This window comes from Romboutsia timonensis (genome assembly GCF_900106845.1).
GTDB lineage: Bacteria > Bacillota > Clostridia > Peptostreptococcales > Peptostreptococcaceae > Romboutsia > Romboutsia timonensis.
The window spans coordinates 2,275,833-2,298,006 of sequence record NZ_LT629850.1 but is presented as its reverse complement, the minus strand read 5'-3'; the positions used below and the strand labels follow the sequence as shown (position 1 = coordinate 2,298,006).

21 protein-coding genes and 1 pseudogene are annotated in these 22,174 nt (G+C 29.2%); 18 read left to right on the top strand and 4 right to left on the bottom strand.

Annotated features, from left to right (window positions below; all coding sequences use genetic code 11):
* Positions 1-8: 8 nt before the first annotated feature.
* The 18 genes from BN7997_RS13585 to BN7997_RS13500 all read left to right on the top strand — a co-directional run bounded on the left by BN7997_RS13585 (position 9) and on the right by BN7997_RS13500 (position 17,108).
* Positions 9-941, top strand: a complete 933-nt coding sequence (locus tag BN7997_RS13585; protein WP_071121280.1) for a TroA family protein — start codon at positions 9-11, stop codon at positions 939-941.
* 151 nt (positions 942-1,092) lie between these two features.
* Complete coding sequence (rsxC, locus tag BN7997_RS13580) at positions 1,093-2,421, top strand: electron transport complex subunit RsxC (protein ID WP_071121279.1); 1,329 nt, start codon at positions 1,093-1,095, stop codon at positions 2,419-2,421.
* Between the two features lie 28 nt (positions 2,422-2,449).
* Positions 2,450-3,430 (top strand): RnfABCDGE type electron transport complex subunit D, encoded by a 981-nt coding sequence (locus tag BN7997_RS13575; protein WP_071121278.1) that lies wholly within the window; start codon positions 2,450-2,452, stop codon positions 3,428-3,430.
* On the top strand, positions 3,430-4,440 hold the full coding sequence (locus BN7997_RS16350; protein WP_071121277.1) for an RnfABCDGE type electron transport complex subunit G: 1,011 nt from the start codon (positions 3,430-3,432) through the stop codon (positions 4,438-4,440). The genes BN7997_RS13575 and BN7997_RS16350 overlap by 1 nt, the downstream gene beginning before the upstream one ends.
* A 3-nt stretch (positions 4,441-4,443) precedes the next feature.
* Positions 4,444-5,037, top strand: coding sequence for an electron transport complex subunit RsxE (gene rsxE / locus BN7997_RS13565; protein ID WP_071121276.1), 594 nt, complete (start codon positions 4,444-4,446; stop codon positions 5,035-5,037).
* Positions 5,038-5,050: 13 nt separating this feature from the next.
* Positions 5,051-5,626 (top strand): electron transport complex subunit RsxA, encoded by a 576-nt coding sequence (rsxA, locus tag BN7997_RS13560; protein ID WP_071121275.1) that lies wholly within the window; start codon positions 5,051-5,053, stop codon positions 5,624-5,626.
* Between the two features lie 16 nt (positions 5,627-5,642).
* The gene (locus BN7997_RS13555; protein ID WP_071121274.1) at positions 5,643-6,614 is read left to right on the top strand and encodes an RnfABCDGE type electron transport complex subunit B; all 972 of its coding nucleotides are present in this window, start codon (positions 5,643-5,645) and stop codon (positions 6,612-6,614) included.
* Positions 6,615-6,816: 202 nt separating this feature from the next.
* Positions 6,817-7,413 (top strand): Maf family protein, encoded by a 597-nt coding sequence (locus tag BN7997_RS13550; RefSeq protein WP_071121273.1) that lies wholly within the window; start codon positions 6,817-6,819, stop codon positions 7,411-7,413.
* Positions 7,414-7,444: 31 nt separating this feature from the next.
* On the top strand, positions 7,445-8,104 hold the full coding sequence (gene radC, locus BN7997_RS13545; protein ID WP_071121444.1) for a RadC family protein: 660 nt from the start codon (positions 7,445-7,447) through the stop codon (positions 8,102-8,104).
* A gap of 26 nt (positions 8,105-8,130) precedes the next feature.
* Positions 8,131-9,207 carry a rod shape-determining protein gene (locus BN7997_RS13540; protein WP_071121272.1) on the top strand — a complete coding sequence of 359 codons (1,077 nt, stop codon included), beginning with the start codon at positions 8,131-8,133 and terminating at the stop codon, positions 9,205-9,207.
* Between the two features lie 10 nt (positions 9,208-9,217).
* The gene (gene mreC, locus BN7997_RS13535) at positions 9,218-10,111 is read left to right on the top strand and encodes a rod shape-determining protein MreC (protein WP_242873423.1); all 894 of its coding nucleotides are present in this window, start codon (positions 9,218-9,220) and stop codon (positions 10,109-10,111) included.
* A 14-nt stretch (positions 10,112-10,125) separates the two neighbouring features.
* A complete protein-coding gene (mreD, locus tag BN7997_RS13530) occupies positions 10,126-10,614 on the top strand; it encodes a rod shape-determining protein MreD (protein ID WP_071121270.1) in 489 nt (162 codons plus the stop codon).
* Between the two features lie 11 nt (positions 10,615-10,625).
* Positions 10,626-13,628, top strand: coding sequence for a penicillin-binding transpeptidase domain-containing protein (locus BN7997_RS13525; RefSeq protein WP_071121269.1), 3,003 nt, complete (start codon positions 10,626-10,628; stop codon positions 13,626-13,628).
* A 59-nt stretch (positions 13,629-13,687) separates the two neighbouring features.
* The gene (locus tag BN7997_RS13520; protein WP_071121268.1) at positions 13,688-14,368 is read left to right on the top strand and encodes a septum site-determining protein MinC; all 681 of its coding nucleotides are present in this window, start codon (positions 13,688-13,690) and stop codon (positions 14,366-14,368) included.
* 30 nt (positions 14,369-14,398) lie between these two features.
* The gene (gene minD, locus BN7997_RS13515) at positions 14,399-15,196 is read left to right on the top strand and encodes a septum site-determining protein MinD (protein ID WP_071121267.1); all 798 of its coding nucleotides are present in this window, start codon (positions 14,399-14,401) and stop codon (positions 15,194-15,196) included.
* A 17-nt stretch (positions 15,197-15,213) separates the two neighbouring features.
* The gene (gene minE / locus BN7997_RS13510) at positions 15,214-15,498 is read left to right on the top strand and encodes a cell division topological specificity factor MinE (RefSeq protein WP_071121266.1); all 285 of its coding nucleotides are present in this window, start codon (positions 15,214-15,216) and stop codon (positions 15,496-15,498) included.
* A gap of 63 nt (positions 15,499-15,561) precedes the next feature.
* Positions 15,562-16,680: a rod shape-determining protein RodA gene (gene rodA, locus BN7997_RS13505; protein WP_071121265.1), complete on the top strand. Its 1,119-nt coding sequence runs from the start codon at positions 15,562-15,564 to the stop codon at positions 16,678-16,680.
* Between the two features lie 14 nt (positions 16,681-16,694).
* Positions 16,695-17,108 carry a methylglyoxal synthase gene (locus tag BN7997_RS13500; RefSeq protein ID WP_071121264.1) on the top strand — a complete coding sequence of 138 codons (414 nt, stop codon included), beginning with the start codon at positions 16,695-16,697 and terminating at the stop codon, positions 17,106-17,108.
* A 55-nt stretch (positions 17,109-17,163) separates the two neighbouring features.
* On the opposite strand, the gene BN7997_RS13495 is transcribed toward BN7997_RS13500, so the two are convergent.
* From BN7997_RS13495 to BN7997_RS13480, 4 genes and pseudogenes are all read right to left on the bottom strand, one after another.
* Positions 17,164-18,627 (bottom strand): IS1182 family transposase, encoded by a 1,464-nt coding sequence (locus tag BN7997_RS13495; RefSeq protein WP_071119372.1) that lies wholly within the window; start codon positions 18,625-18,627, stop codon positions 17,164-17,166.
* A gap of 95 nt (positions 18,628-18,722) precedes the next feature.
* A complete protein-coding gene (locus tag BN7997_RS13490) occupies positions 18,723-19,916 on the bottom strand; it encodes an FprA family A-type flavoprotein (RefSeq protein WP_071121263.1) in 1,194 nt (397 codons plus the stop codon).
* Between the two features lie 275 nt (positions 19,917-20,191).
* Positions 20,192-21,661 (bottom strand): IS1182 family transposase, encoded by a 1,470-nt coding sequence (locus BN7997_RS13485; protein WP_143023216.1) that lies wholly within the window; start codon positions 21,659-21,661, stop codon positions 20,192-20,194.
* Positions 21,649-22,174: pseudogene (locus BN7997_RS13480) on the bottom strand (transposase); the annotation flags it as partial. The pseudogene BN7997_RS13480 and the gene BN7997_RS13485, both read right to left, overlap by 13 nt.

Sequence of the window (22,174 nt, the reverse complement as noted above, 5' to 3'; positions counted from 1 at the left end):
ATTAACTAATGAATAAAAGAAGATCGATATACAAAGGATTTAATAAAAGAAGAAAAAATAGGGTAATAAAGATATATATAGTTGGAGCAAGTATATGTTTAATATGTGGATATGGATATATACAATTTAAAAATAGTAATATGTTTAATAGTATAAAAGAAAAAGTTGCATCTATTGAGTTAAAAGCACCATTTTTTGATTTAAAAAAATCAAATGATAATGGATTAGAAACTGTTGATTATAATGACATATCTAAAGAAATAGATAAAATTAAAGAAGAGAATAATGAAGCAAAAACTGATGAGGTCAATGAGGATGTAAAAGTTGCAAAAGTAAAAGGTTGGAATGTATATACAATACAAGTTGCCTCAGTTGAAGATAAAGATGAAATTAGCAAAATAGAAGAGGTATTAAGTAAAGAAAAAGTTCCTTTTTCTACTATAAATATAGAGGGAGTAAATAAAGTTCAGACATATGTATCATTTGATAAAGAAAGTATAAGAAATCATTTAGAAGGTATAAGAGTATTATATCCAGATGCATTTTTAGCAGAAGTAAAAATGCCTGTTTTATCTTTGGAGTATACTAGTAAATATTCATACTTAGAAACAATATCAGAACAGTTAGGTAGTCTTATAGATAACTTTGAATTAGAATCTAAATTATGGACAGATAATAAGAATAATATAAATTTGGAAGAGTATAATACTATATTAACTAATAGAAAAACGATGGTTAAAAACATAGAAAAAGAAGTTAGTAAAATTGATTATAAAGGAGCAGAGGTATTTAAGTCTAATTTGACTACATATCTAAATAATGTAGATAAAAATATAGAAGAAGCTTCTAAGTCTGCAAATGAACAAAATTATAATATAAGCGAAGGTATATTTTTAAATAGCTTACAAGGGTATTTAACTTTTATAAACTCTATTCAATAAATTTAAAAGGTTGTTTATACAACCTTTTTTGTTTTAAAAGTAAATAACTTAAGTACTGATAAAAAATGATTATGTTAAATTTTGGATAATACTATAGTATAATAAAAATAAATAGAATAATTATTTATTTTTTAGATAAGGGGGTAAGAAAATGAAGCTCTTAACTTTTAAGGGGGGAGTACATCCTCAATACAATAAAGAGTATTCAGAAAAAAAGGCTATAGAGAAAGTAGAAAGTCCAAAAGTCGTATATATACCTCTTCAACAACATATAGGTGCGCCAGCAAAGGAAATTGTTAAAGTTGGGGAGAAAGTAAAATTAGGGCAAAAGATAGGGGAGCAACAAGGTTTTGTATCTTGTAACGTTCATTCATCTGTGTCAGGTAAAGTTATAGGAATTGAAGAACATGAGTTACCTGGTGGTAGAGGTATGTGTATAATAATTGAAAATGATTTTAAAGATGAGGTTCATGAAAGCGTTATACCAAATAAGGATATAGAAAATTTAACGAAAGAAGAAATAGTAAATATAGTTAAAGAAGCTGGAATTGTAGGTATGGGTGGAGCTACATTTCCAACTCATGTTAAGATATCTCCACCTCAAGGCAAGAATATAGATACTGTTATATTAAATGGAGCTGAATGTGAGCCATATTTAACAGCTGACCATAGGCTTATGTTAGAAAATCCAGAAGATGTGGTTTATGGATTATATATTCTTATGAAGGCATTAGATGTAAAAAAAGGTTATATAGGTATAGAGGTAAATAAATTAGATGCTATAGAAGCTATAGAAAAAGAAGTTAAAAAATATGAAAATATTGAAGTTTCAAGGCTTGAGATAAAATATCCTCAAGGAGCTGAAAAGCAACTTATATATGCATGTACAAAAAGAGAAGTTCCATCAGGAGGTCTTCCTATGGATGTAGGTGTTGTTGTAAATAACGTTGCAACCGCAGCTCAAATAGCAAGAACTATAAAAACAGGGATGCCTTTAGTTGAAAGAATAACTACAGTAACAGGCAGCTGTATAACTGAGCCTAAAAACTTAGTAACTAGAGTTGGAACTTTAGTATCTGAAATAATAGAACAATGTGGTGGTTTCAAAGAAGGTAAAACTGTTGGAAAAATTATAATAGGTGGTCCGATGATGGGGATAGCACAGTATACTATAAATATTCCTATAAATAAGGGTGCGTCAGGAATATTATGTTTAGATAAGCAGGAATCAAAAACTCCAAAGCCACAAAACTGTTTAAGATGTGGAAAGTGTCTAGATGTATGTCCAGCATTTTTACAACCATTATATATAAGTGCTTATTCATTGAAAAATGATTATGAAAGTGCAGAAAGTTATAGAGCTTTAGATTGTATTGAATGTGGGTCATGCTCATTTATATGTCCAGCAAGGAGACCATTACTTCAATCAATAAGAAATGCAAAAAGAGAAATAATAGTAAATAAAAAAGGAACCTATTAACAAATAGGTTAAATTAGGGGGAAAAATGATGGAAAATAAGCTGATAGTATCGTCGTCTCCTCATGTGAGAACTAATAAAGATACATCATATATAATGAAGCAAGTTGTGATAGCACTTCTTCCTGCTACATTAGCTGCACTATTCTTTTTTAGATTAAGTGCACTAAATGTAATATTCTTTTGTGTAACTGGCTCAGTTGGGGCAGAGTTTTTATGTCAAAAAATTTCTAAACAAGAAAGTACCATAGGAGATTTTTCAGCAGTTGTAACAGGATTATTATTAGCATTTAATGTTCCTGCATCACTTCCATGGTGGATGTGTTTATTAGGGGCAGCATTTGCAATAATAGTAGTAAAAATGGTATTCGGTGGAATAGGAAATAATTTTGTAAATCCTGCACTTGCAGCGAGAGCATTTTTATTAGCTTCTTTCCCAGTTGCAATGACACTGTGGACAAGAACAGGAGTAAATTGGGTAAGTTCAGGAAATATAGATGCTTATACAACAGCAACACCGTTAAGTTTTTTAAAGGCAGGATCAAATGGAGTTTCATCTTTAGCAGATAGTGGAATAAGTATTAGTAATATGCTTATAGGAAATATAGGTGGATGTATAGGAGAAACATCAGCTGTACTAATTATATTAGGAGGATTATATTTAATGTATAAAGGTATTATAAATTATGTTATACCAACATTTTATATATGTACAGTAGCTATTTTAATGTTTATATTAGGTGGATTTAATTTTACCTTTGTAATATATGAGTTATTAGCAGGGGGATTAATGTTAGGTGCATTCTTTATGCTAACTGATTATACAACTTCACCAATGACTAAAAAAGGCCAAATTATATATGCAGTTTTAGCTGGTTTAATTACAACGGTAATAAGACTCTATGGTGGTTATCCAGAGGGAGTATCATACTCAATACTACTAGTTAATATAATGACTCCTCTTATAGACAAGTACACTAAGACAAAAGTATTTGGGGAGGTGTCTAAATAATGAAAGATATATTAAAATTAGGGGTAACTTTATTTGCAATATGTGCAGTTGCAGCATTAGTATTAGGTGTCACAAATAATATTACAGCACCAGTTATAGAAGAAAGAAATATTCAAGCAAGTAATGAAGCACGTAAAACTGTACTACCAGAGGCTGATGAATTTAAAGAATTAGAAGGTATGAATTCGGATATAGTTCTTGAGGTTTATGAAGGTATAAAAGATGGACAAGTTATAGGTTATACAATAAAAACATCATCAAAAGGATATGGTGGAGCTATTGAATTAATGGTTGGGATATCTAAAGATAGCAAAATAACAGGTGTAGAGATAGGTAATCATAGTGAAACTCCAGGATTAGGATCAAAAGCTACAGAACCTATGTTTAAGAATCAATATGTAGATAAAGATGTATCAAATTCACTTTTAGTAGTAAAAGGAAGTGCAAATAATGATAATGAAATATCTGCAATATCTGGAGCAACTATAACTTCTAATGGAGTTACCAGTGGTGTAAATGCCGCAATGAAAATATATAATGAAAAATTATCAGGTAATGATAATGAAATGGCTTATGATGAAAATATAGATCCAAAGGAAAAAATATTTAAATCAGCTTCATTTACAGAATTAAAAGGTAAAGCAGAAGGGGAAGTTTTAAGAGTTTATGAAGCTAAAAATGGAGATGAAATAATAGGTTATATATTTGATACTGAAACAGATGGATATAGTGAAAAAACAGAAGTTTTAGTTGGAATCACTACTGATGGTCAAATAAAAGGTGTTGAACTAGGTATAAATACTAGAAAAAATCAATATTTAGCGTCTACATTTGATACAGGTCTTAAAAAACAATTTGAAAATATAAAAGCTCAAGAAGTTGAACTAGTATCAGAGGCTCGTAAAAAAGAAAATGATATACAAGTTGTATCTGGTGCTACGATATCATCAAAATCAATAGTTAACGCTGTTAATGCAGCTGTTAATCTATTTAATAAGATGGAGGGGTAGAATATGAAGTTTACGAAATTATTGAAAAATGGAATAGTAGATGAAAACCCAGTACTTGTACAAGTAATAGGTATGTGTCCTACTCTAGGTGTAACTACATCTGCTATAAATGGATTAGGAATGGGACTTTCTACAACTGCAGTTTTAATTTGTTCGAATATAGTAATATCCCTAATGAGAAAATTTATACCAGATAAAATAAGAATACCAGCTTTTATAGTTGTAATAGCAACCTTTGTTACTATGGTAGGTATGTTACTTAAGGCATATATACCAGCGTTAGATGATGCCCTAGGTTTGTTTATACCTTTAATAGTTGTTAATTGTTTAATATTAGCTCGTGCAGAAAGTTTTGCCTCTAAGAATACACCTATAAAATCAGCAGTAGATGGAATCGGAATGGGTCTTGGATTTACATTAGCATTAACTGCACTAGGTATAGTAAGAGAAATATTAGGTAATGGGACTTTATTTGGAATGAGCTTATTTGGTGCATCGTACCAACCAGCCCTATTATTTATACTACCTCCAGGTGCATTCTTATCATTAGGATTTTTACTTGCAGGGTTTAATAAGTTAAGAAATAAAAAGGCATAGGGGGGAAGAAATAATGAATTTAATCCTTTTATTTTTAAGTATAGTACTTGTAAATAATGTTATAACTTCTCAGTTTATGGGGATATGTCCTTTTTTAGGTGTATCTAAAAAAGTTGATACAGCTATAGGAATGGGTGCTGCAGTTACATTTGTTTTAACTTTAGCCTCTTTTATAACATACTTTGTTCAAAAACTATTAGAAATAACTAATAATCAATTTTTACAGACAATAGCATTTATATTAGTAATAGCATCTATAGTTCAATTTGTTGAGATGGTTATACAAAAAATGAGTCCATCGTTATATCAAGCGTTAGGAGTATTTTTACCTCTTATAACTACAAACTGTGCAGTTTTAGGTATAGCACTTGTTAACGTTCAAAATAACTATAATTTAGTAGAAACAATGGTAAATGGATTTGGAGCAGGAATAGGATTTACTTTAGCTATAGTTTTATTTGCGGGAATAAGAGAAAGATTAGAATTAGCAGACATACCAGAAAGTTTTAAAGGGTTCCCAGCAACTATGATAGCTGCAAGCTTAATGTCAATAGCTTTTTTAGGATTTTCAGGTCTCATAAATCTATAAATTGGGGGTGTATGTAGTGTCGATACTAAATTCTGTTTTAGTTCTAGGAGCTTTAGGGCTAATATTTGGAGCAATTTTAGCATATGCTTCTAAAAAATTTGCAGTAGATGTAGATGAAAGAGTAGAATCTATAATTGAAGTACTTCCAGGTGCTAACTGTGGTGGGTGTGGATTTCCAGGCTGTGGAGGTCTTGCAAATGCAATAGTAGAAGGAAAAGCTGCAGTAAATGCTTGTCCTGTAGGTGGAGAGATTTGTGCAACTAAAATAGGAGATATAATGGGGGTATCTTCTGAAAGTGAAGAAAAGCAAGTAGCAAAAGTATTATGTAAGGGTGATTGCAAAAGCGCTAAAGATAAATATAAATATGAAGGAATACAAGATTGTAGATCTGCAAGTATGTTAAATTCAGGGCCAAAGGATTGTAGATTTGGATGCTTAGGGTTTGGAACTTGTAAGGAGTATTGTAAGTTTGATGCTATTTCTGTAATAGATGGATTAGCTATAATAGATGAAGAAAAATGTGTAATGTGTGGTAAATGTATAGAGGTTTGTCCGAAATCTATAATACATATAAAACCAGCTAACAAAGAAGTAGTAGTTGAGTGTAGCAGTGAAGATTTTGGTAAAGCTGTTAGAGAAAAATGTAGTGTTGGATGTATAGGTTGTGGATTATGCAAAAAAGCTTGTTTGTTTGGAGCTATTGAATTTGAAAATAAAATTGCTAAGATAAATTATGTAAAATGTGTTGAGTGTATGGAATGTGTAAGAAAATGCCCTACTAAGGTAATAAAGGGTGATATTAGCAAAAATAAAAAGGTAACAATAGATCAAGATATTTGTATTGGATGCACAATATGTAAAAAACAATGCAAATTTAATGCAATACAAGGTGAATTGAAACAAAAGCATATTGTCGATGAATCTAAATGTGTAGGTTGCCACTTATGTATGCAAAAATGTCCTAAAAAAGCTATTAAAACTATATAATATGGTTAGAATAAAGGTATGAGTTTTCATACCTTTATTTTTTTGTTGTTAGCAAATTTCAAATATTACTAAAATGTAACTAATTTTTATTGTAAATTAGATATATACTATATATAAACGTTCGACATTTGTGTTGAAATTTTTACAATATAATGATAGACTTAATAAGTACAAATTCTAAGTACTGTAATGAGGTGAATCAATGAATATAATCTTGGCATCAGCCTCTCCTAGAAGAAAAGAAATTTTAGAAAATACTAATGTTAAATTTAAAATAATGGCAAGTTCCATAGAAGAATTAAGATTAGAAGGTGAGTCTCCTTGTCAGATGGTGATGAGGCTTGCATTTGAAAAAGGAATAGATATAGCGTCTAGACAAAAAAGTGATTTGGTTATAAGTGCAGATACTATTGTTGTATTAGACAATACTGTATTAGGGAAACCTAAAGATGAGATAGAAGCTAGGAAAATGATAACAAGTTTATCTGGCAGAACTCATCAGGTTATAACTGGAATTAGCTTAATAAATTTAGATAACAATAAAAAGATAATAGATTATGTAATTAGCAATGTTAAATTTAAAAATTTATCTGAAGAAGATATAAATGATTATATAAGAACTAAAGAGTCTTTAGATAAGGCAGGAGCTTATGGAATACAAGGATATGGGGCACTATTAGTAGAGGAAATTCAAGGTGATTATTTTAATATAGTAGGATTACCTATATCTAGACTAAGTGACTTATTAAAAAAATATTTTAACATAAATCTTTTTATGGAGGGCGATGTATCTGAATAAAACTTTTAATGCAAATATGACAGTTAAAGATATGGCATTAGAAGAAAGGCCTAGAGAAAAAATGCTTGCTCAGGGTGAAAAGAGTTTATCTAATGCAGAGTTATTAGCAATTATTCTTAGAACCGGAACCAAGCAAAAAAATGTAATTGACCTAGCAAATTATATAATAAATAAAGATTCTCAAGGCATAAGGTATCTACAAGATATAACTATTGATGAGTTATGCGAAATAGATGGTGTAGGATTAACAAAAGCAACTATGATAAAGGCAGCATTAGAGCTAGGAAGAAGAGTCGCAAGTTTTAAACCTAATAAGTATAAGGTTAAAAACCCTTGGGATATATATAAATATTATATGGATAGTTTAAGATACCTAAAAAAAGAAGTTTTTAAGGTAGTTCTTTTAAATACAAAAAATGAAATAATAACGGATGTGGATGTATCAGTAGGAACGTTAAACTCATCACTAGTACATCCGAGAGAAGTTTTTATAGAAGCAATAAAAAGGAGTTCAAATAAAATTATCTTAATACATAATCACCCATCTGGAAGTATAGAACCTTCAGTAGAGGATAAAAATATAACTAAAAGGCTTATTAGTTGTGGAGAAATAATAGGGATAGAAGTTATAGATCATATAATAATTGGAGACGGAATGTATTTTAGTTTTAAAGAAAATATGATAATTTAATTTGAAAAATAGGAAGGAGCACAATTATGACTAAGGAAAAGAAAGATAAAAAAGAAAAAAAAGGATTCATGTCTATGTTTGGATTCAAAAAAATGACAAAAGATATGGGGATAGACTTAGGAACAGCTAATACGTTAGTTTACATAAAAGGACAAGGAATAGTAGTAAGAGAACCATCTGTTGTTGCAATAAGAGATGACAGTAAGGAAGTTTTAGCAGTTGGTGAAGAAGCTAAAAAAATGATAGGTAGAACACCAGGAAATATAGTAGCTATAAGACCTATGAAAGATGGAGTTATAGCTGATTTTGATGTTACTGAATCTATGCTTAGATACTTTATACAAAAGGCAGCAGCTAAAAAAGGTGTTGTAACACCAAGAATAGCTATATGTGTTCCTTATGGAGTTACAGAAGTAGAAAAAAGAGCAATAGAAGAAGCTGCAAGAACAGCAGGTGCGAGAGATGCTTATCTTATAGAAGAGCCAATGGCTGCAGCTATAGGAGCAGGTCTTAGAGTAGAAGAGCCAGAAGGTAATATGGTTGTAGATATCGGTGGAGGTACTACTGAAATAGCTATAATATCTTTAGGTGGTATAGTTACAGCTAAATCAATAAGAATCGGTGGAGATGAATTTGATGAATCTATAGTTAGTTATGTTAAAAAGACATATAACCTAGCTATAGGTGAAAGAACAGCTGAAGATGTAAAGATAAGCATAGGATCTACTTTTAAGGATGATCAAGAACAAAACATGCAAATAAGAGGTAGAGATTTAATATCAGGATTACCTAAGACAATAGAAATAAGTTCAGCAGAAGTAAGAGATGCATTAAATGAGCCTATAAACTCAATAGTAGATGCGATAAAGTCAACTTTAGAAAAAACACCACCAGAGTTAGCATCAGATATAATGGAAAACGGAATAATGTTAACTGGAGGGGGAGCATTACTTAGAGGTCTAGACAAATTAGTTAAGCAGGAAACTGGAATGCCAGTACAAATAGCTGAAAATCCTTTAGATTGTGTTGCTTTAGGAACAGGTAAGTCAGTTGAAGATCAAGAAATATTTGAAAAAGTATTAATGATGAATGCTAGAAAGTAATTAAAAGTTGGTGATATCTTTGAGATTCGATAAGAATAAAAAAGAAAAAAAGATTAATTTTAAAGTGATAGCAACAGGTGTAGTTGCTATCACTTTAATTGGAATTGTAGGAATATCTATAGGGAGATATGGAGGAAATAATCCTATAGGAGATAAGTTTGTTTTAGATATAATAGAACCTATAGGAAAGAATTTAAATAGTGGTTTTATATTTTTAAGAGACAACTTTAAAGATATAATAAATTATAAAAGTAACTCTAAGAAGTTAGAGAGTTTACAAGATGAAAATGAAAAATTAAAAGAAGAGGTAATAGCATTAAATAATAAATTAGATGATGTTCAATCTCTTGATAGTCTAAAAAAAGCTTTAAATTATATAGATGAAAAATACCAAGCTAAAAGTATTTCAACAAGTGTAGTTGGAAAGAATGATGGAAATTGGTATGATTCATTTGTTATAGGTGCTGGAAGAAAGCAAGGTGTTAAAGACGACAGTATAGTTATAAATGGGAATGGTTTGGTAGGAATTGTATATGAAGTTTCTGATAACTATAGTAAAGCTATATCTTTATTAGATACAAAATCATCTGTAAGTTTTAAGTTATTAAAAGACTCTAATCTTAAGGGAGTCATAACTCAAAACTCTACACTAGATGATAAAGAAAATTATAAAAACAAAGGTTACCTGTATGGATATATGTTTGATAGTTCGTATAACGTATTACCTGGTGATGTAGTAACAACATCTGGTCTTGGATTATACCCTGAGGGAATACCTATAGGAGAAGTTGATAAAGTTATAGATGATAAAAATAAATCTATGAAGTTTGTAGTAGTTAAACCATATGTAAACTTCAAAAATATAGATGATGTGACTATTGTTGAACCAAGGAATATAGGGTAAAGGTGATTATAATTATGAAGAAGGTTTTACTTTGTCTTTTAGGAATTTTGCTAGTACTAGTTGAAATGAGTATTACTAACTATATAGACATATTCAATGTGAGTTTTAACTTACTTACAATTTACATAACGATAATATCACTTTACTTAGACGAGACAGATGCGAGTATAATAGGTGCTATAATAGGTCTTGTAAAAGATATAGCTGTAGGTGGTATATTTGGTGTTAATGCATTAATCTTATTTACAATAGGATATGGAATCAGCTTCTTAAAAAATAAAATATATAAAGAAAGCAATATAACCATATTTGCATTAGTATTTATAGCTAGTTTATTTGATTCTATGGTAAATATAGTTGCAGTAATACCTGTTTATAATACTTATGGAATATTAAATTTAGTTACTAAAGGTATATTAACTATACCTTTGATTAATTCAACTTTGAGTGTATTACTATATAACCTATTTAAAACATCGATACTTAAACTTAAAGAAGATTAGTTGGTGATTGAATGGAAGAAAGAAAAAAAGTAGATAGATTATCTATAATAAAGAATCTTATATTAGTAGCTTTTGTAGTTATATTAGTAAAGATATTATATATGACAACTTTTAAATATGAACATTATACTGAGTTAGCTGAGAATAAAACGTATAAGCAACTTTTAATAAAAGCACCTAGAGGTGAAATAAAAGATAGATATGGAAGGTTACTTGCAGGAAATAAAAATTTATTTACTGTTCAAGTATCAGGCGATGAAATAAAAAGAAAAGACTCTAACGGCAAGTCTATGGCAAATGATATATGTTTAAAACTTATAAACTTATTAGAAAAAAATAATGAAGAGTACATAGATGAATTTCCTATATATATTCAAAATGGAAAATATTACTATACATTTGATAAAAACATAAGAGAGTATAAGAATAATAACAATATACCTCAAGAGCTAGATGCAAAAGAAAGTTTTTATTATTTAGTTGACCAATTGGTGTCTGAAGGTGTACTTACTCAAGATGATAGAAAATTAGAGGTAAGCAAACTTCAAAAGAAACTAAATGAAAATGGATACTATCCACCGATTCTAGTTAGTAAGTGGCTATTTACAGAACAAAAAAATAAGCAAGACTGGTTAGAAAGTTATGGTATAGAAGATAGTAAAATAACTGCAAAAAAAGCATTTTATGAAATAAGAAATAACAAAAATTATAAGATTGATAAAAACTTAAGCGATTCAGATGCAAGAAAAATATTAGTAGTTAGAGATCTTATAAAGTCTCAAGGATATTCTCAGTATAATCCAATAACTATAGCAACAGATATAAGTCAAAAGACTATATCTCAACTTGAAGAAAGTGCTATAGAATTACCTGGGGTATCAGTAGCTGTAGAACCAGTTAGATATTATCCTAATACAACTTTAGCATCTCATATATTAGGACATATGGGGAAAATGCCATCTGGACAAGAGGATAAGTATCTTAATAGAGAAGAAGGTAAAACTTATTCTAAAGGAGATACTGTAGGTATATCTGGTATAGAAAAAAGCTATGAAGAACAACTACGTGGAGTTGATGGATATAAAAAGGTACAAGTTGATGCATTAGGTAGAATAACTAGGGAATTAGATGTATCAGAGCCAAAGTCAGGAGATACAGTATACCTTAGTATAGATAAGGACTTGCAAGAAGATACTGAAAATGCACTAAAAGGAGTATTAGAAGCACTTAGAGTTGGAGGAACATATAAAAGTAAATATGGAAACAAAACTTTTTCAAGTGCAGCTAAAAATGCTGCATCGGGTGCAGTTATAGCAATAGATGCTAAAAATGGTGATGTTTTATCTATGGCAAGTTATCCAAATTATGACCCGAATAAATTTGTTAATGGGATATCATATGAAGATTATCAAGCATTACAGCCTAAAAATAAAAATGATGTTTTAGCAGCAAATCCACAAGTTAATTTAGCTACACAAGGTGTATTCCAACCTGGTTCAACCTTTAAAATGGTAACAGGGATGGCAGCTATAGATAATGGTTTAAGCCCAAACTATGCAATACAAGATACTGGAGTAATAAGATTAGGAGGACCTAAAAGTAGACCTTTTGCAGATTTAATATGGCATAAGTCTAGAAGTAATCATGGATATACAGATTTGTATAAAGCAATACAAGAATCTTGTAATATATATTTTTACACTATAGGATCAGGTAAAAATTATACAGGTGGGAAAGACCCAAGTGTTAAAGTTGGAGCAAAAGGCATAATAGAATATGCTAAGAAATTTGGTCTTGATGATTATACTGGATTAAATGAAGAAATAGACGAAAGAAAAGGTAGCGTCCCTAATATGGCAGCTAAGCTTGAAACTACAAAAACTTTATTAAGAGATTATCTTACAAAAGAGATGGCAAATGATTTTACCGATATAAGTAAATCTAAAAATCCTAAAGAATATGAAAGTAGGATAGAAGAAATAGTTTCTTGGGCAGATGAAACAAAAACTGTAGGTAGAGTAGAAGCTATGGAAAGACTTACTAAAATGAAGGTAAAAGAAGATAGGGTAGAAACTTTAGCAGACTCTATAGTATTTAGTTATTTAAATTTTGCAAAATGGAGTACTGCAGATACATTTAATATATCTATAGGTCAAGGTGAAAATCAATATACACCTGCTCAGATGGCAAGATATGTTGCAGCTATTGGTAACGGAGGAAATTTAGTAGAATTATCAGTAGTAGATAGAGTTATATCAAATGATTATAATAATGTAGATATAGATGAAAATAAAGTAGAAAAAATAGATTTCAATAATCCTGAAAAATTAAAAGATTTAATTGAAGGTATGAAAAGAGTTTCTACACAAGGTTCAGGAAAAGGAATATTTGGACCTAATTATCCTATAAGTGTAGCATCTAAAACTGGTACTGCAGAAAAAAGTGGTAAAATACCTACTGAAAATGAAGTTGAATATTTAAAGAGCCATATGTCATCATATGGGGTATCTTTAGATGAAGCTGTTAAACTTGCTGAAAAAATGAAAAAAGCAAGAGAAAAGGAATTGACAGAAGAAAGAATAAATGAAATAAAAGAAGAATTAAAAAGAAAAGATTTAAAAGAGGAAGAACGAAAGTCATTAGAAGAAGAGTTAAAAGATGGTGTCAATGTTAAATTAGAAGACACTGATAAAGTAAATGCTTCGTATTTAAGAAAAGCAATAAAAGAACTAAATCCTAAAATAACTGATGAAAAAATAGATTCATATAAAGAAAGTTATAAGTCATTTGCTTGGGCAGTAGCAGTTGCACCAGCAGATGATCCTGAAATAGCAGTAGTTGCTATGATTCCTCAAGGAGAAAGTAGTAGTAATGCAATGTTACTTATTAGAGAGGTATTAGGGTCATATTTTGATTTAGACAATAATAAGGGCGAAAAAAATAATAAAAATGATGAAAATACTGGTACAATAGAAAAAGAAAACATAAACTTTGTATCACAAATGAAAAAATAAAAAGGAATTAGAGATTTTTTAAAGAATATATAAAATGATATATCATTCTGGAGGTTGTTATGTCTGTGAATGAATTTACAACAGGTGAATTAGTAGAATTTAAAGGTAGCAAAAAAGGTATAATTGTAAACATCAAAAGAAAAGCGACTTTTGATGAAATAAAAAATAGCATAATAGATAAATTAGAATCATCTATTGGATTTTTTAATGGAGCAAAGATTTGTTCTATAAACTGTGAGTATTTAAGTGATATACAAATTATGATGTTAAAAGATGATATATCATCTAAATTTGACGTAGAGTTTATTGAAGAATACAATAAAAAAGAAATTACAAATTTCCAAACTAAATACGTAACGAATTTAAGATCAGGTGAAAATATTGAGTTTGATGGAGATATAATTGTAATGACGGATATGAAATCTGGGTCACAGGTAAGTGCTACATGCAATGTTGTAGTTATGGGGGATATAAGTTCTGGAGCTAGAGTTGTAGCAAGTGGAAATGTTATTGTTATGGGATCTGTATCTGGATTTATACATGCAGGAGCACATGGAAATAAAAATGCATATGTAGTTGCTGGAAATTTAAATCCTAAAGTGTTGCAGATAGCTGGAAACATTGCAGAAGCACCAGACGATGAAAATTATGAAGAAAATAAACATAATATACCAGAAATAGCATTTGTAAGTAATGATATAATTGTTATAGAGAGTTACTTGCCAAAAACGATAAAATAAAGAAGTATTAATTATACAGGGGGTAGTGTTATGAGTGAAGTTATAGTTATAACATCAGGTAAAGGTGGAGTTGGAAAAACTACTACCGCGGCTAACTTAGGAACTGCACTAAGTTTAGAAAATAAAAAGACAGTTATAGTAGATGCAGATATAGGTCTTAGAAACTTAGATGTAGTTATGGGACTTGAAAATAGAATAGTTTATGATATAGTTGATGTTGTTGAAGGTACATGCAGACTAAAACAGGCATTAATAAAAGATAAAAGATTTGAAAATTTATACCTATTACCAGCTGCTCAAACTAGAGATAAAAATGCAGTTACAGTTGAACAAATGAATGATTTATGTAATAAACTTAGAGAATCATTTGATTATATAATAATAGATTGCCCAGCAGGTATAGAACAAGGTTTTAAAAATGCTATAGCAGGAGCAGATAGAGCTATAGTTGTAACAAATCCAGAAGTATCAGCTGTCAGAGATGCTGATAGAATAATAGGACTATTAGAAGCTAATGAAATAAATGATATAAGATTAGTAATAAATAGAATAAGACACGACATGGTAAGACGTGGCGACATGATGAATAAAGAGGATATTATAGAGATACTAGCCATTAAATTGTTAGGTTTAGTACCTGATGATGAAAGTATAATAGTTTCAACTAACAAAGGAGAGCCTGCTATACTTGACAATAAGTCTCTTGCTGGACAAGCATATAAGAATATAGCAAGAAGGATACTAGGAGATGATGTACCAATGTTAGAGTTAGAAGAAGAAGCTAATATCTTCACTAAAATAAAGAAAATATTTGGTATGGCTAAATAGTAAAGGAGGATATATCTATGTTAGATTTATTTAAAGTTTTTTCTAATGAATCTAAAACTAGTAAATCTGTAGCAAAAGAAAGATTAAAATTAGTTTTAGTGCATGATAGAGTTGACTGTTCTCCTAAGCTTCTAGATCTTATAAAGACGGATATTCTTAAAGTTATAGCTAATTATGCTGAAATAGAAGAAGACGGACTTGAAATAAAAATGTCAAAGTCTAGAGGAGATAATGATGATATGCCGGTATCTGCACTAGTTGCAAATATACCGCTAAAAAATATAAAAGAGAGAAAAATGTAAAGGTGAAGGGGGATTATTATCCCCCTTTGTGGTTTTTATTGATTTTAGAAAGACGGTGAAAATATGGCTGAACGTAAATCGATGATTAAATTGATAAAACAACTAGATTGGAAGCTTATAATTATAGTACTTTGTATATTTTCTTTTGGGTTATTAATATTAAGTAGTGCTACTCATGCAAATGAGACAGGTAACTACTTCCAACTTTATAAACAAGGTGCTGCTTTTGGTTTAGGAATGTTAATGATAATAGGAATATTAATGTTTGACTATAATTTTTTAGGCAAATATTATAAAGGTTTATATGTTATTAGTTTAATTTTATTGGGCATTGTTTTAATACCTGGTATAGGTGCCCAAATGGGAGGAGCTCGTTCTTGGTTAAAACTAGGACCTTTATATTTTCAGACATCTGAATTAGTTAAACTAACATTTATATTGAGTTATGCTAAAATAGTAGAGTCTAAAAAAGATAAGTTAAATACTTTAAAAGAGATAATACCAGTTGTTATTTATGCAGTACCTTTTATAGGGTTATTATTTGCCCAACCAGATTTAGGTACAGCTATAGTATTTTGTTGTATAATTGCAGGTATGTTATTTACTGCAGGACTTAATATAAAACTAATAAAAAGAGTTATCATTATAGCTATAGTATCACTTCCGCTAATGTATATGATGATGGCATCACATCAAAAAGAAAGAATTGAAGCATTCTTGCATCCAGATGATCCTACATATAAGGGTAACTATCAAGTTATGCAATCTATGATAGCAATAGGTTCTGGAGGTTTAACAGGTAAGGGATTATATAATGGGACTCAGAACCAAGAAGGATTTTTACCAGTACAAGAAAGTGATTTTATATTTGCTGTTATAGGGGAAGAATTAGGTGTAATAGGAATGTTAGTTGTAATACTGCTTTACACATTATTTTTACTTAGAATGATAATCTTATCAAGAGAAGCGAAAGATTTTTATGGAACCCTTATCGTAATTGGAGTTATGAGTATGTTTGCTTATCAGATTATTCAAAATATAGGTATGACTGTTGCTGTAATTCCAGTAACTGGAGTAACACTTCCATTTATAAGCTATGGTGGTAGTTCTTTACTTACATCATTAGCTAATCTTGGATTAGTACTAAATGTAGGCATGAGAAGAAAAAAAATAAACTTTTAAATTAGGAGCGTAATATGAATATAGCATTAATAGCACATGATGAAATGAAAGATACAATGATAGGATTTTGTATAGCATATGAAAGAATATTAAAAAACTATGGTTTATATGGTACAGGTACTACAGGAAAAAGAATAATGGATGAAACATCTCTAGATGTAAATAGATTGGCATCTGGGCCTCTAGGGGGAGATCAACAAATAGGGGCTTTAATAGTGTCTCAAGATATAGATTTAGTTATATTTTTAAGAGATCCTCATACTGCTCAAGCCCATGAACCTGATATACAAGCACTTATAAGATTATGTGATGTATATCATGTACCTATAGCTACAAATTTAGCTTCAGCTGAAATATTTATTAATGCATTAAATAGAGGAGAGCTTTCATGGAGAGATGTTAGAAAAACTACTAGCCAAAGAGTTTAACTCTAATAAAATATAGATTAAAATTATAGAAAAAAGCATCTGAAATTACAGATGCTCAGATTGTAGACAAAATAGCCATTTTTAACTTATATAAAATGGCTATTTTCTTTTTTATAAAGATTTTTAGTGATAATATACTAAAAATAGGCGTGAGCCTTAGATTATTGGATGTATCTTTCCACATCCAATTAGCTAATTTTTTTAGATTCATGCATGAGAAAATAAGACTCACCTCCATCTCAATTTTCGACAAGCCTCTTAATTTTGTATATCTCATACCATGTTTCTCTTTTGCATCTGCAAAAACTCGTTCAATTGTTTCTTTACGTTTACTGTAAACTTTTTTTACATATGGCTTATGTCTAAGATGATCAGCTTCTTCTAAATAATTTTGCCATATATGCCTTGTAACTAACTTTTGTTTATTTTTACTATTAGTGCAAATATTTAAGTGTTCACAAGATTTGCAATCACTTGGATTAGATTTATACTCTCTATACCCATCTCTATTGGTAGTTGAATATTTTAAAATTTTATTATTAGGACAAATATAACAGTCATAATACTCATCATATACATATTCATATTTCTTAAAAAATCCTTTTTTAGTCATAGGTCTTTTATATGGAATAGCAGGAATTATACCATCATCTAAAATAGTTTTACAAATATAAGGAGTTATATATCCAGCATCTATAGCTATCGCTGTTGTATGTTGTTTACTATTATTTTTTATCTTTTGATATAAATCGGAAAAAGCTACGCTATCATGTATGTTACCAGATGTAATATGAAAATCTAATATGAAATTATTGTTATCACAAGCTGTATGCGCTAGATATGCGAAGCATTTTTCTTTTTCATTTTTGAAGAACATGCCACTATCCTTATCTGTATTACTCTCTATTTTTTCCTTTTTTTTTACCTCTTCATTTTTCACTTCACATAATGGACTTTTTCCATGTTTTAATCTATCTTCATTTATCTCTTTTTCTAGTTTTTCTTGATAATGCTTAGCTTGAATATCTACCTCTACTTTAGTATATTTTTTCTTATTAGCACTAGCTTTTATATGTGTTGAATCTATATAGATATTAGAAGAATCTACAAATCCACATTTTGTAGCTCTCGCTAAAATTTCTTTAAATATTGATTCAAATAAATCTGTATTTTTAAATCGTCTTTCATAGTTTTTATTAAAAGTTGAGAAATGAGGAATTTTTTCAGTTAATGAGTAACCTAAAAACCATCTATACGCTACATTTACTTCTATTTCTCTAATTGTTTGCCTCATTGAAGGTATGCCAAATAAATATTGAATTAAAACTATTTTTATTAAAACAACAGGATCTATACTTGGAGCTCCTAACGGAGAGTATAAATCTTTTACTTTATCATAAATAAAACTAAAATCTATTGCATTTTCTATTTTTCTTACTAAATGGTTTTCAGGAACCAATCCATCTAATATAACATTTATTTCATCATCTCTAAAATTTTCTTTTCTTATAGTTAACATATTTATCACCTCATAAAGAGTATTGACAAAAATAAAAGAGCGTAGACTTTGTCTACGCTCTGAGACTCTGAAATTACAGATGCTTTTTTTATAAATTATTTTATTAATTTAGCAAATTCTTTACCAAAGTCTACACATTCTTGAAGAGTTTCTTCTGAAGGGAAGAATTTCTTTTTAAGAGTTGGAACAGGCATTTTGAATGACATAGCTTTTATTAAAGTTTCAGCCATAGTTATACCTTCACCACTCCAACCATAAGAACCGAAAACTCCACCTATTTTACCTACATTAGCCATAGGGTCTATAACAGAGAATAAATCCCACATTGGCTTAACCATAGTTTTATTTATTGTTGGAGAACCTAATAATATTACTTTAGACATAACTACTGCGTCATGCATTTCTTTTAAGTTCATATTTTCTAAGTCGTATAAAGTAACTTTACATCCTTCTTCAAGTAAGCCCTTTTCTATATTTTTAGCCATAACTAGAGTGTTAGTATATGCAGATAAATAGAATATAGCAACTTGGTTTTGATTAGTAGTATTAACTACTTCTGTAGACCAATCTAAATATCTTTTAACTTGAGCCATAGGGTCTTTAGTAAGCATTGGACCGTGTGATGTTAATATAGTGTCAAAATCTAATTCTAATTCAACAACTTTATTAATAGCATTTAATACGTGTTTAGCAAAAGGCTTAACTATACAATCATAGTAGTGCTTAGCTGATTTTAAGTAATCTTCACTTTCAACAGAATTAGCATCAACATTTGCAAAATGACATCCAAAAGCATCACAAGTAAATAATGTTTTATCTTCTTCAACATAAGTAAACATAGTATCAGCCCAATGTAGGAAAGGAGCAGTTATAAACTTAAGGTTTCTTTTACCTATATTTAAAACTTCACCATCAGTTATAACATGACATTTAAATGGCTTATTTATTTGTTCATCTAAGTACATTTTAGCTGCTTTTGTACAAAATACTTCTATGTTTGGATTTAAATCTAATATATACTTTAAGCTACCAGCATGGTCAGGTTCTGTGTGATGTACTACTACATAGTCTATATCAGCCACATCAGTAACTTGAGATATATTATTTAAAAATTCATCTTTAAAGTTTGGTTTTACAGTATCAAATAAAACAGTCTTTTCATCTTTTATTATATAAGCGTTATAAGTTGTACCAAACTCAGTTTCCATTATTATATCAAAAACTTCTAAATCTTTATCAACAACACCTGTAAAGTAAATATCTTTTTTTACTTCAAATACATTACTCATAATAAGTCCTCCTAAAAAAATTAACGATATACATAAAAAATTTATACCCATAGAGTATACTTTTAAACAAAATAATATTCAAATAATATTATTATGTCCTAAAATAATTATAATATAACTCGTTGTGTTAGTTAATTACAATTATTGTAAATATTAGATTATAATAGGTTATATTTTCATAGTAAAAAAATTTTATAATAGTAATTTCAATATATTTAGTAAAAGAATTAGCATAATAGATTAATATAATATAAATTTAGATGAATATCTAAATGTCAGATTGTAGACAAAATAGCCATTTTCAACTTATATAAAATGGCTATTTTCTTTTTTATAAAGATTTTTAGTGATAATATACTAAAAATAGGCGAAAGCCTTAGATTATTGGATGTATCTTTCCACATCCAATTGGCTAATTTTTTTAGATTCATGCATGAGAAAATAAGGCTTACCTCCATCTCAATTTTCGACAAGCCTCTTAATTTTGTATATCTCATACCATGTTTCTCTTTTGCATCTGCAAAAACTCGTTCAATTGTTTCTTTACGTTTACTGTAAACTTTTTTTACATATGGCTTATGTCTAAGATGATCAGCTTCTTCTAAATAATTTTGCCATATATGCCTTGTAACTAACTTTTGTTTATTTTTACTATTAGTGCAAATATTTAAGTGTTCACAAGATTTGCAATCACTTGGATTAGATTTATACTCTCTATACCCATCTCTATTGGTAGTTGAATATTTTAAAATTTTATTATTAGGACAAATATAACAGTCATAATACTCATCATATACATATTCATATTTCTTAAAAAATCCTTTTTTAGTCATAGGTCTTTTATATGGAATAGCAGGAATTATACCATCATCTAAAATAGTTTTACAAATATAAGGAGTTATATATCCAGCATCTATAGCTATCGCTGTTGTATGTTGTTTACTATTATTTTTTATCTTTTGATATAAATCGGAAAAAGCTACGCTATCATGTATGTTACCAGATGTAATATGAAAATCTAATATGAAATTATTGTTATCACAAGCTGTATGCGCTAGATATGCGAAGCATTTTTCTTTTTCATTTTTGAAGAACATGCCACTATCCTTATCTGTATTACTCTCTATTTTTTCCTTTTTTTTTACCTCTTCATTTTTCACTTCACATAATGGACTTTTTCCATGTTTTAATCTATCTTCATTTATCTCTTTTTCTAGTTTTTCTTGATAATGCTTAGCTTGAATATCTACCTCTACTTTAGTATATTTTTTCTTATTAGCACTAGCTTTTATATGTGTTGAATCTATATAGATATTAGAAGAATCTACAAATCCACATTTTGTAGCTCTCGCTAAAATTTCTTTAAATATTGATTCAAATAAATCTGTATTTTTAAATCGTCTTTCATAGTTTTTATTAAAAGTTGAGAAATGAGGAATTTTTTCAGTTAATGAGTAACCTAAAAACCATCTATACGCTACATTTACTTCTATTTCTCTAATTGTTTGCCTCATTGAAGGTATGCCAAATAAATATTGAATTAAAACTATTTTTATTAAAACAACAGGATCTATACTTGGAGCTCCTAACGGAGAGTATAAATCTTTTACTTTATCATAAATAAAACTAAAATCTATTGCATTTTCTATTTTTCTTACTAAATGGTTTTCAGGAACCAATCCATCTAATATAACATTTATTTCATCATCTCTAAAATTTTCTTTTNCGCTAGATATGCGAAGCATTTCTCTTTTTCATTTTTGAAGAACATTCCACTATCCTTATCTGTATTACTCTCTATTTTTTCTTTTTTTTTACCTCTTCGTTTTTTGCTTCACTCAATGGACTTTTTCCATGTTTTACTCTATCTTCATTTATCTCTTTTTCTAATTTTTCCTGATAATGCTTTGCTTGAATATCTACCTCTACTTTAGTATATTTTTTCTTATTAGCGCTAGCTTTTATATGTGTTGAATCTATATAGATATTAGAAGAATCTACAAATCCACATTTTGTAGCTCTCGCTAGAATTTCTCTAAATATAGATTCAAATAAATCTGTATTTTTAAATCGTCTTTCGTAGTTTTTATTAAATGTTGAGAAATGAGGAATTTTTTCGGTCAATGAGTAACCTAAAAACCATCTATACGCTACATTTACTTCTATTTCTCTGATTGTTTGCCTCATTGAAGGTATACCAAATAAATATTGAATTAAAACTATTTTTATTAAAACAACTGGATCTATACTTGGAGCTC

What these genes read in the sequence shown, in the direction of transcription:
- BN7997_RS13585 (WP_071121280.1), top strand. Translation starts at nt 9, where the DNA reads ATGAATAAAAGAAGATCGATATACAAAGGATTTAATAAAAGAAGAAAA.
- rsxC (WP_071121279.1), top strand. Translation starts at nt 1,093, where the DNA reads ATGAAGCTCTTAACTTTTAAGGGGGGAGTACATCCTCAATACAATAAA.
- BN7997_RS13575 (WP_071121278.1), top strand. Translation starts at nt 2,450, where the DNA reads ATGGAAAATAAGCTGATAGTATCGTCGTCTCCTCATGTGAGAACTAAT.
- BN7997_RS16350 (WP_071121277.1), top strand. Translation starts at nt 3,430, where the DNA reads ATGAAAGATATATTAAAATTAGGGGTAACTTTATTTGCAATATGTGCA.
- rsxE (WP_071121276.1), top strand. Translation starts at nt 4,444, where the DNA reads ATGAAGTTTACGAAATTATTGAAAAATGGAATAGTAGATGAAAACCCA.
- rsxA (WP_071121275.1), top strand. Translation starts at nt 5,051, where the DNA reads ATGAATTTAATCCTTTTATTTTTAAGTATAGTACTTGTAAATAATGTT.
- BN7997_RS13550 (WP_071121273.1), top strand. Translation starts at nt 6,817, where the DNA reads ATGAATATAATCTTGGCATCAGCCTCTCCTAGAAGAAAAGAAATTTTA.
- radC (WP_071121444.1), top strand. Translation starts at nt 7,445, where the DNA reads ATGGCATTAGAAGAAAGGCCTAGAGAAAAAATGCTTGCTCAGGGTGAA.
- BN7997_RS13540 (WP_071121272.1), top strand. Translation starts at nt 8,131, where the DNA reads ATGACTAAGGAAAAGAAAGATAAAAAAGAAAAAAAAGGATTCATGTCT.
- mreD (WP_071121270.1), top strand. Translation starts at nt 10,126, where the DNA reads ATGAAGAAGGTTTTACTTTGTCTTTTAGGAATTTTGCTAGTACTAGTT.
- BN7997_RS13525 (WP_071121269.1), top strand. Translation starts at nt 10,626, where the DNA reads ATGGAAGAAAGAAAAAAAGTAGATAGATTATCTATAATAAAGAATCTT.
- BN7997_RS13520 (WP_071121268.1), top strand. Translation starts at nt 13,688, where the DNA reads ATGTCTGTGAATGAATTTACAACAGGTGAATTAGTAGAATTTAAAGGT.
- minD (WP_071121267.1), top strand. Translation starts at nt 14,399, where the DNA reads ATGAGTGAAGTTATAGTTATAACATCAGGTAAAGGTGGAGTTGGAAAA.
- minE (WP_071121266.1), top strand. Translation starts at nt 15,214, where the DNA reads ATGTTAGATTTATTTAAAGTTTTTTCTAATGAATCTAAAACTAGTAAA.
- rodA (WP_071121265.1), top strand. Translation starts at nt 15,562, where the DNA reads ATGGCTGAACGTAAATCGATGATTAAATTGATAAAACAACTAGATTGG.
- BN7997_RS13500 (WP_071121264.1), top strand. Translation starts at nt 16,695, where the DNA reads ATGAATATAGCATTAATAGCACATGATGAAATGAAAGATACAATGATA.
- BN7997_RS13495 (WP_071119372.1), bottom strand. Translation starts at nt 18,627, where the DNA reads ATGTTAACTATAAGAAAAGAAAATTTTAGAGATGATGAAATAAATGTT.
- BN7997_RS13490 (WP_071121263.1), bottom strand. Translation starts at nt 19,916, where the DNA reads ATGAGTAATGTATTTGAAGTAAAAAAAGATATTTACTTTACAGGTGTT.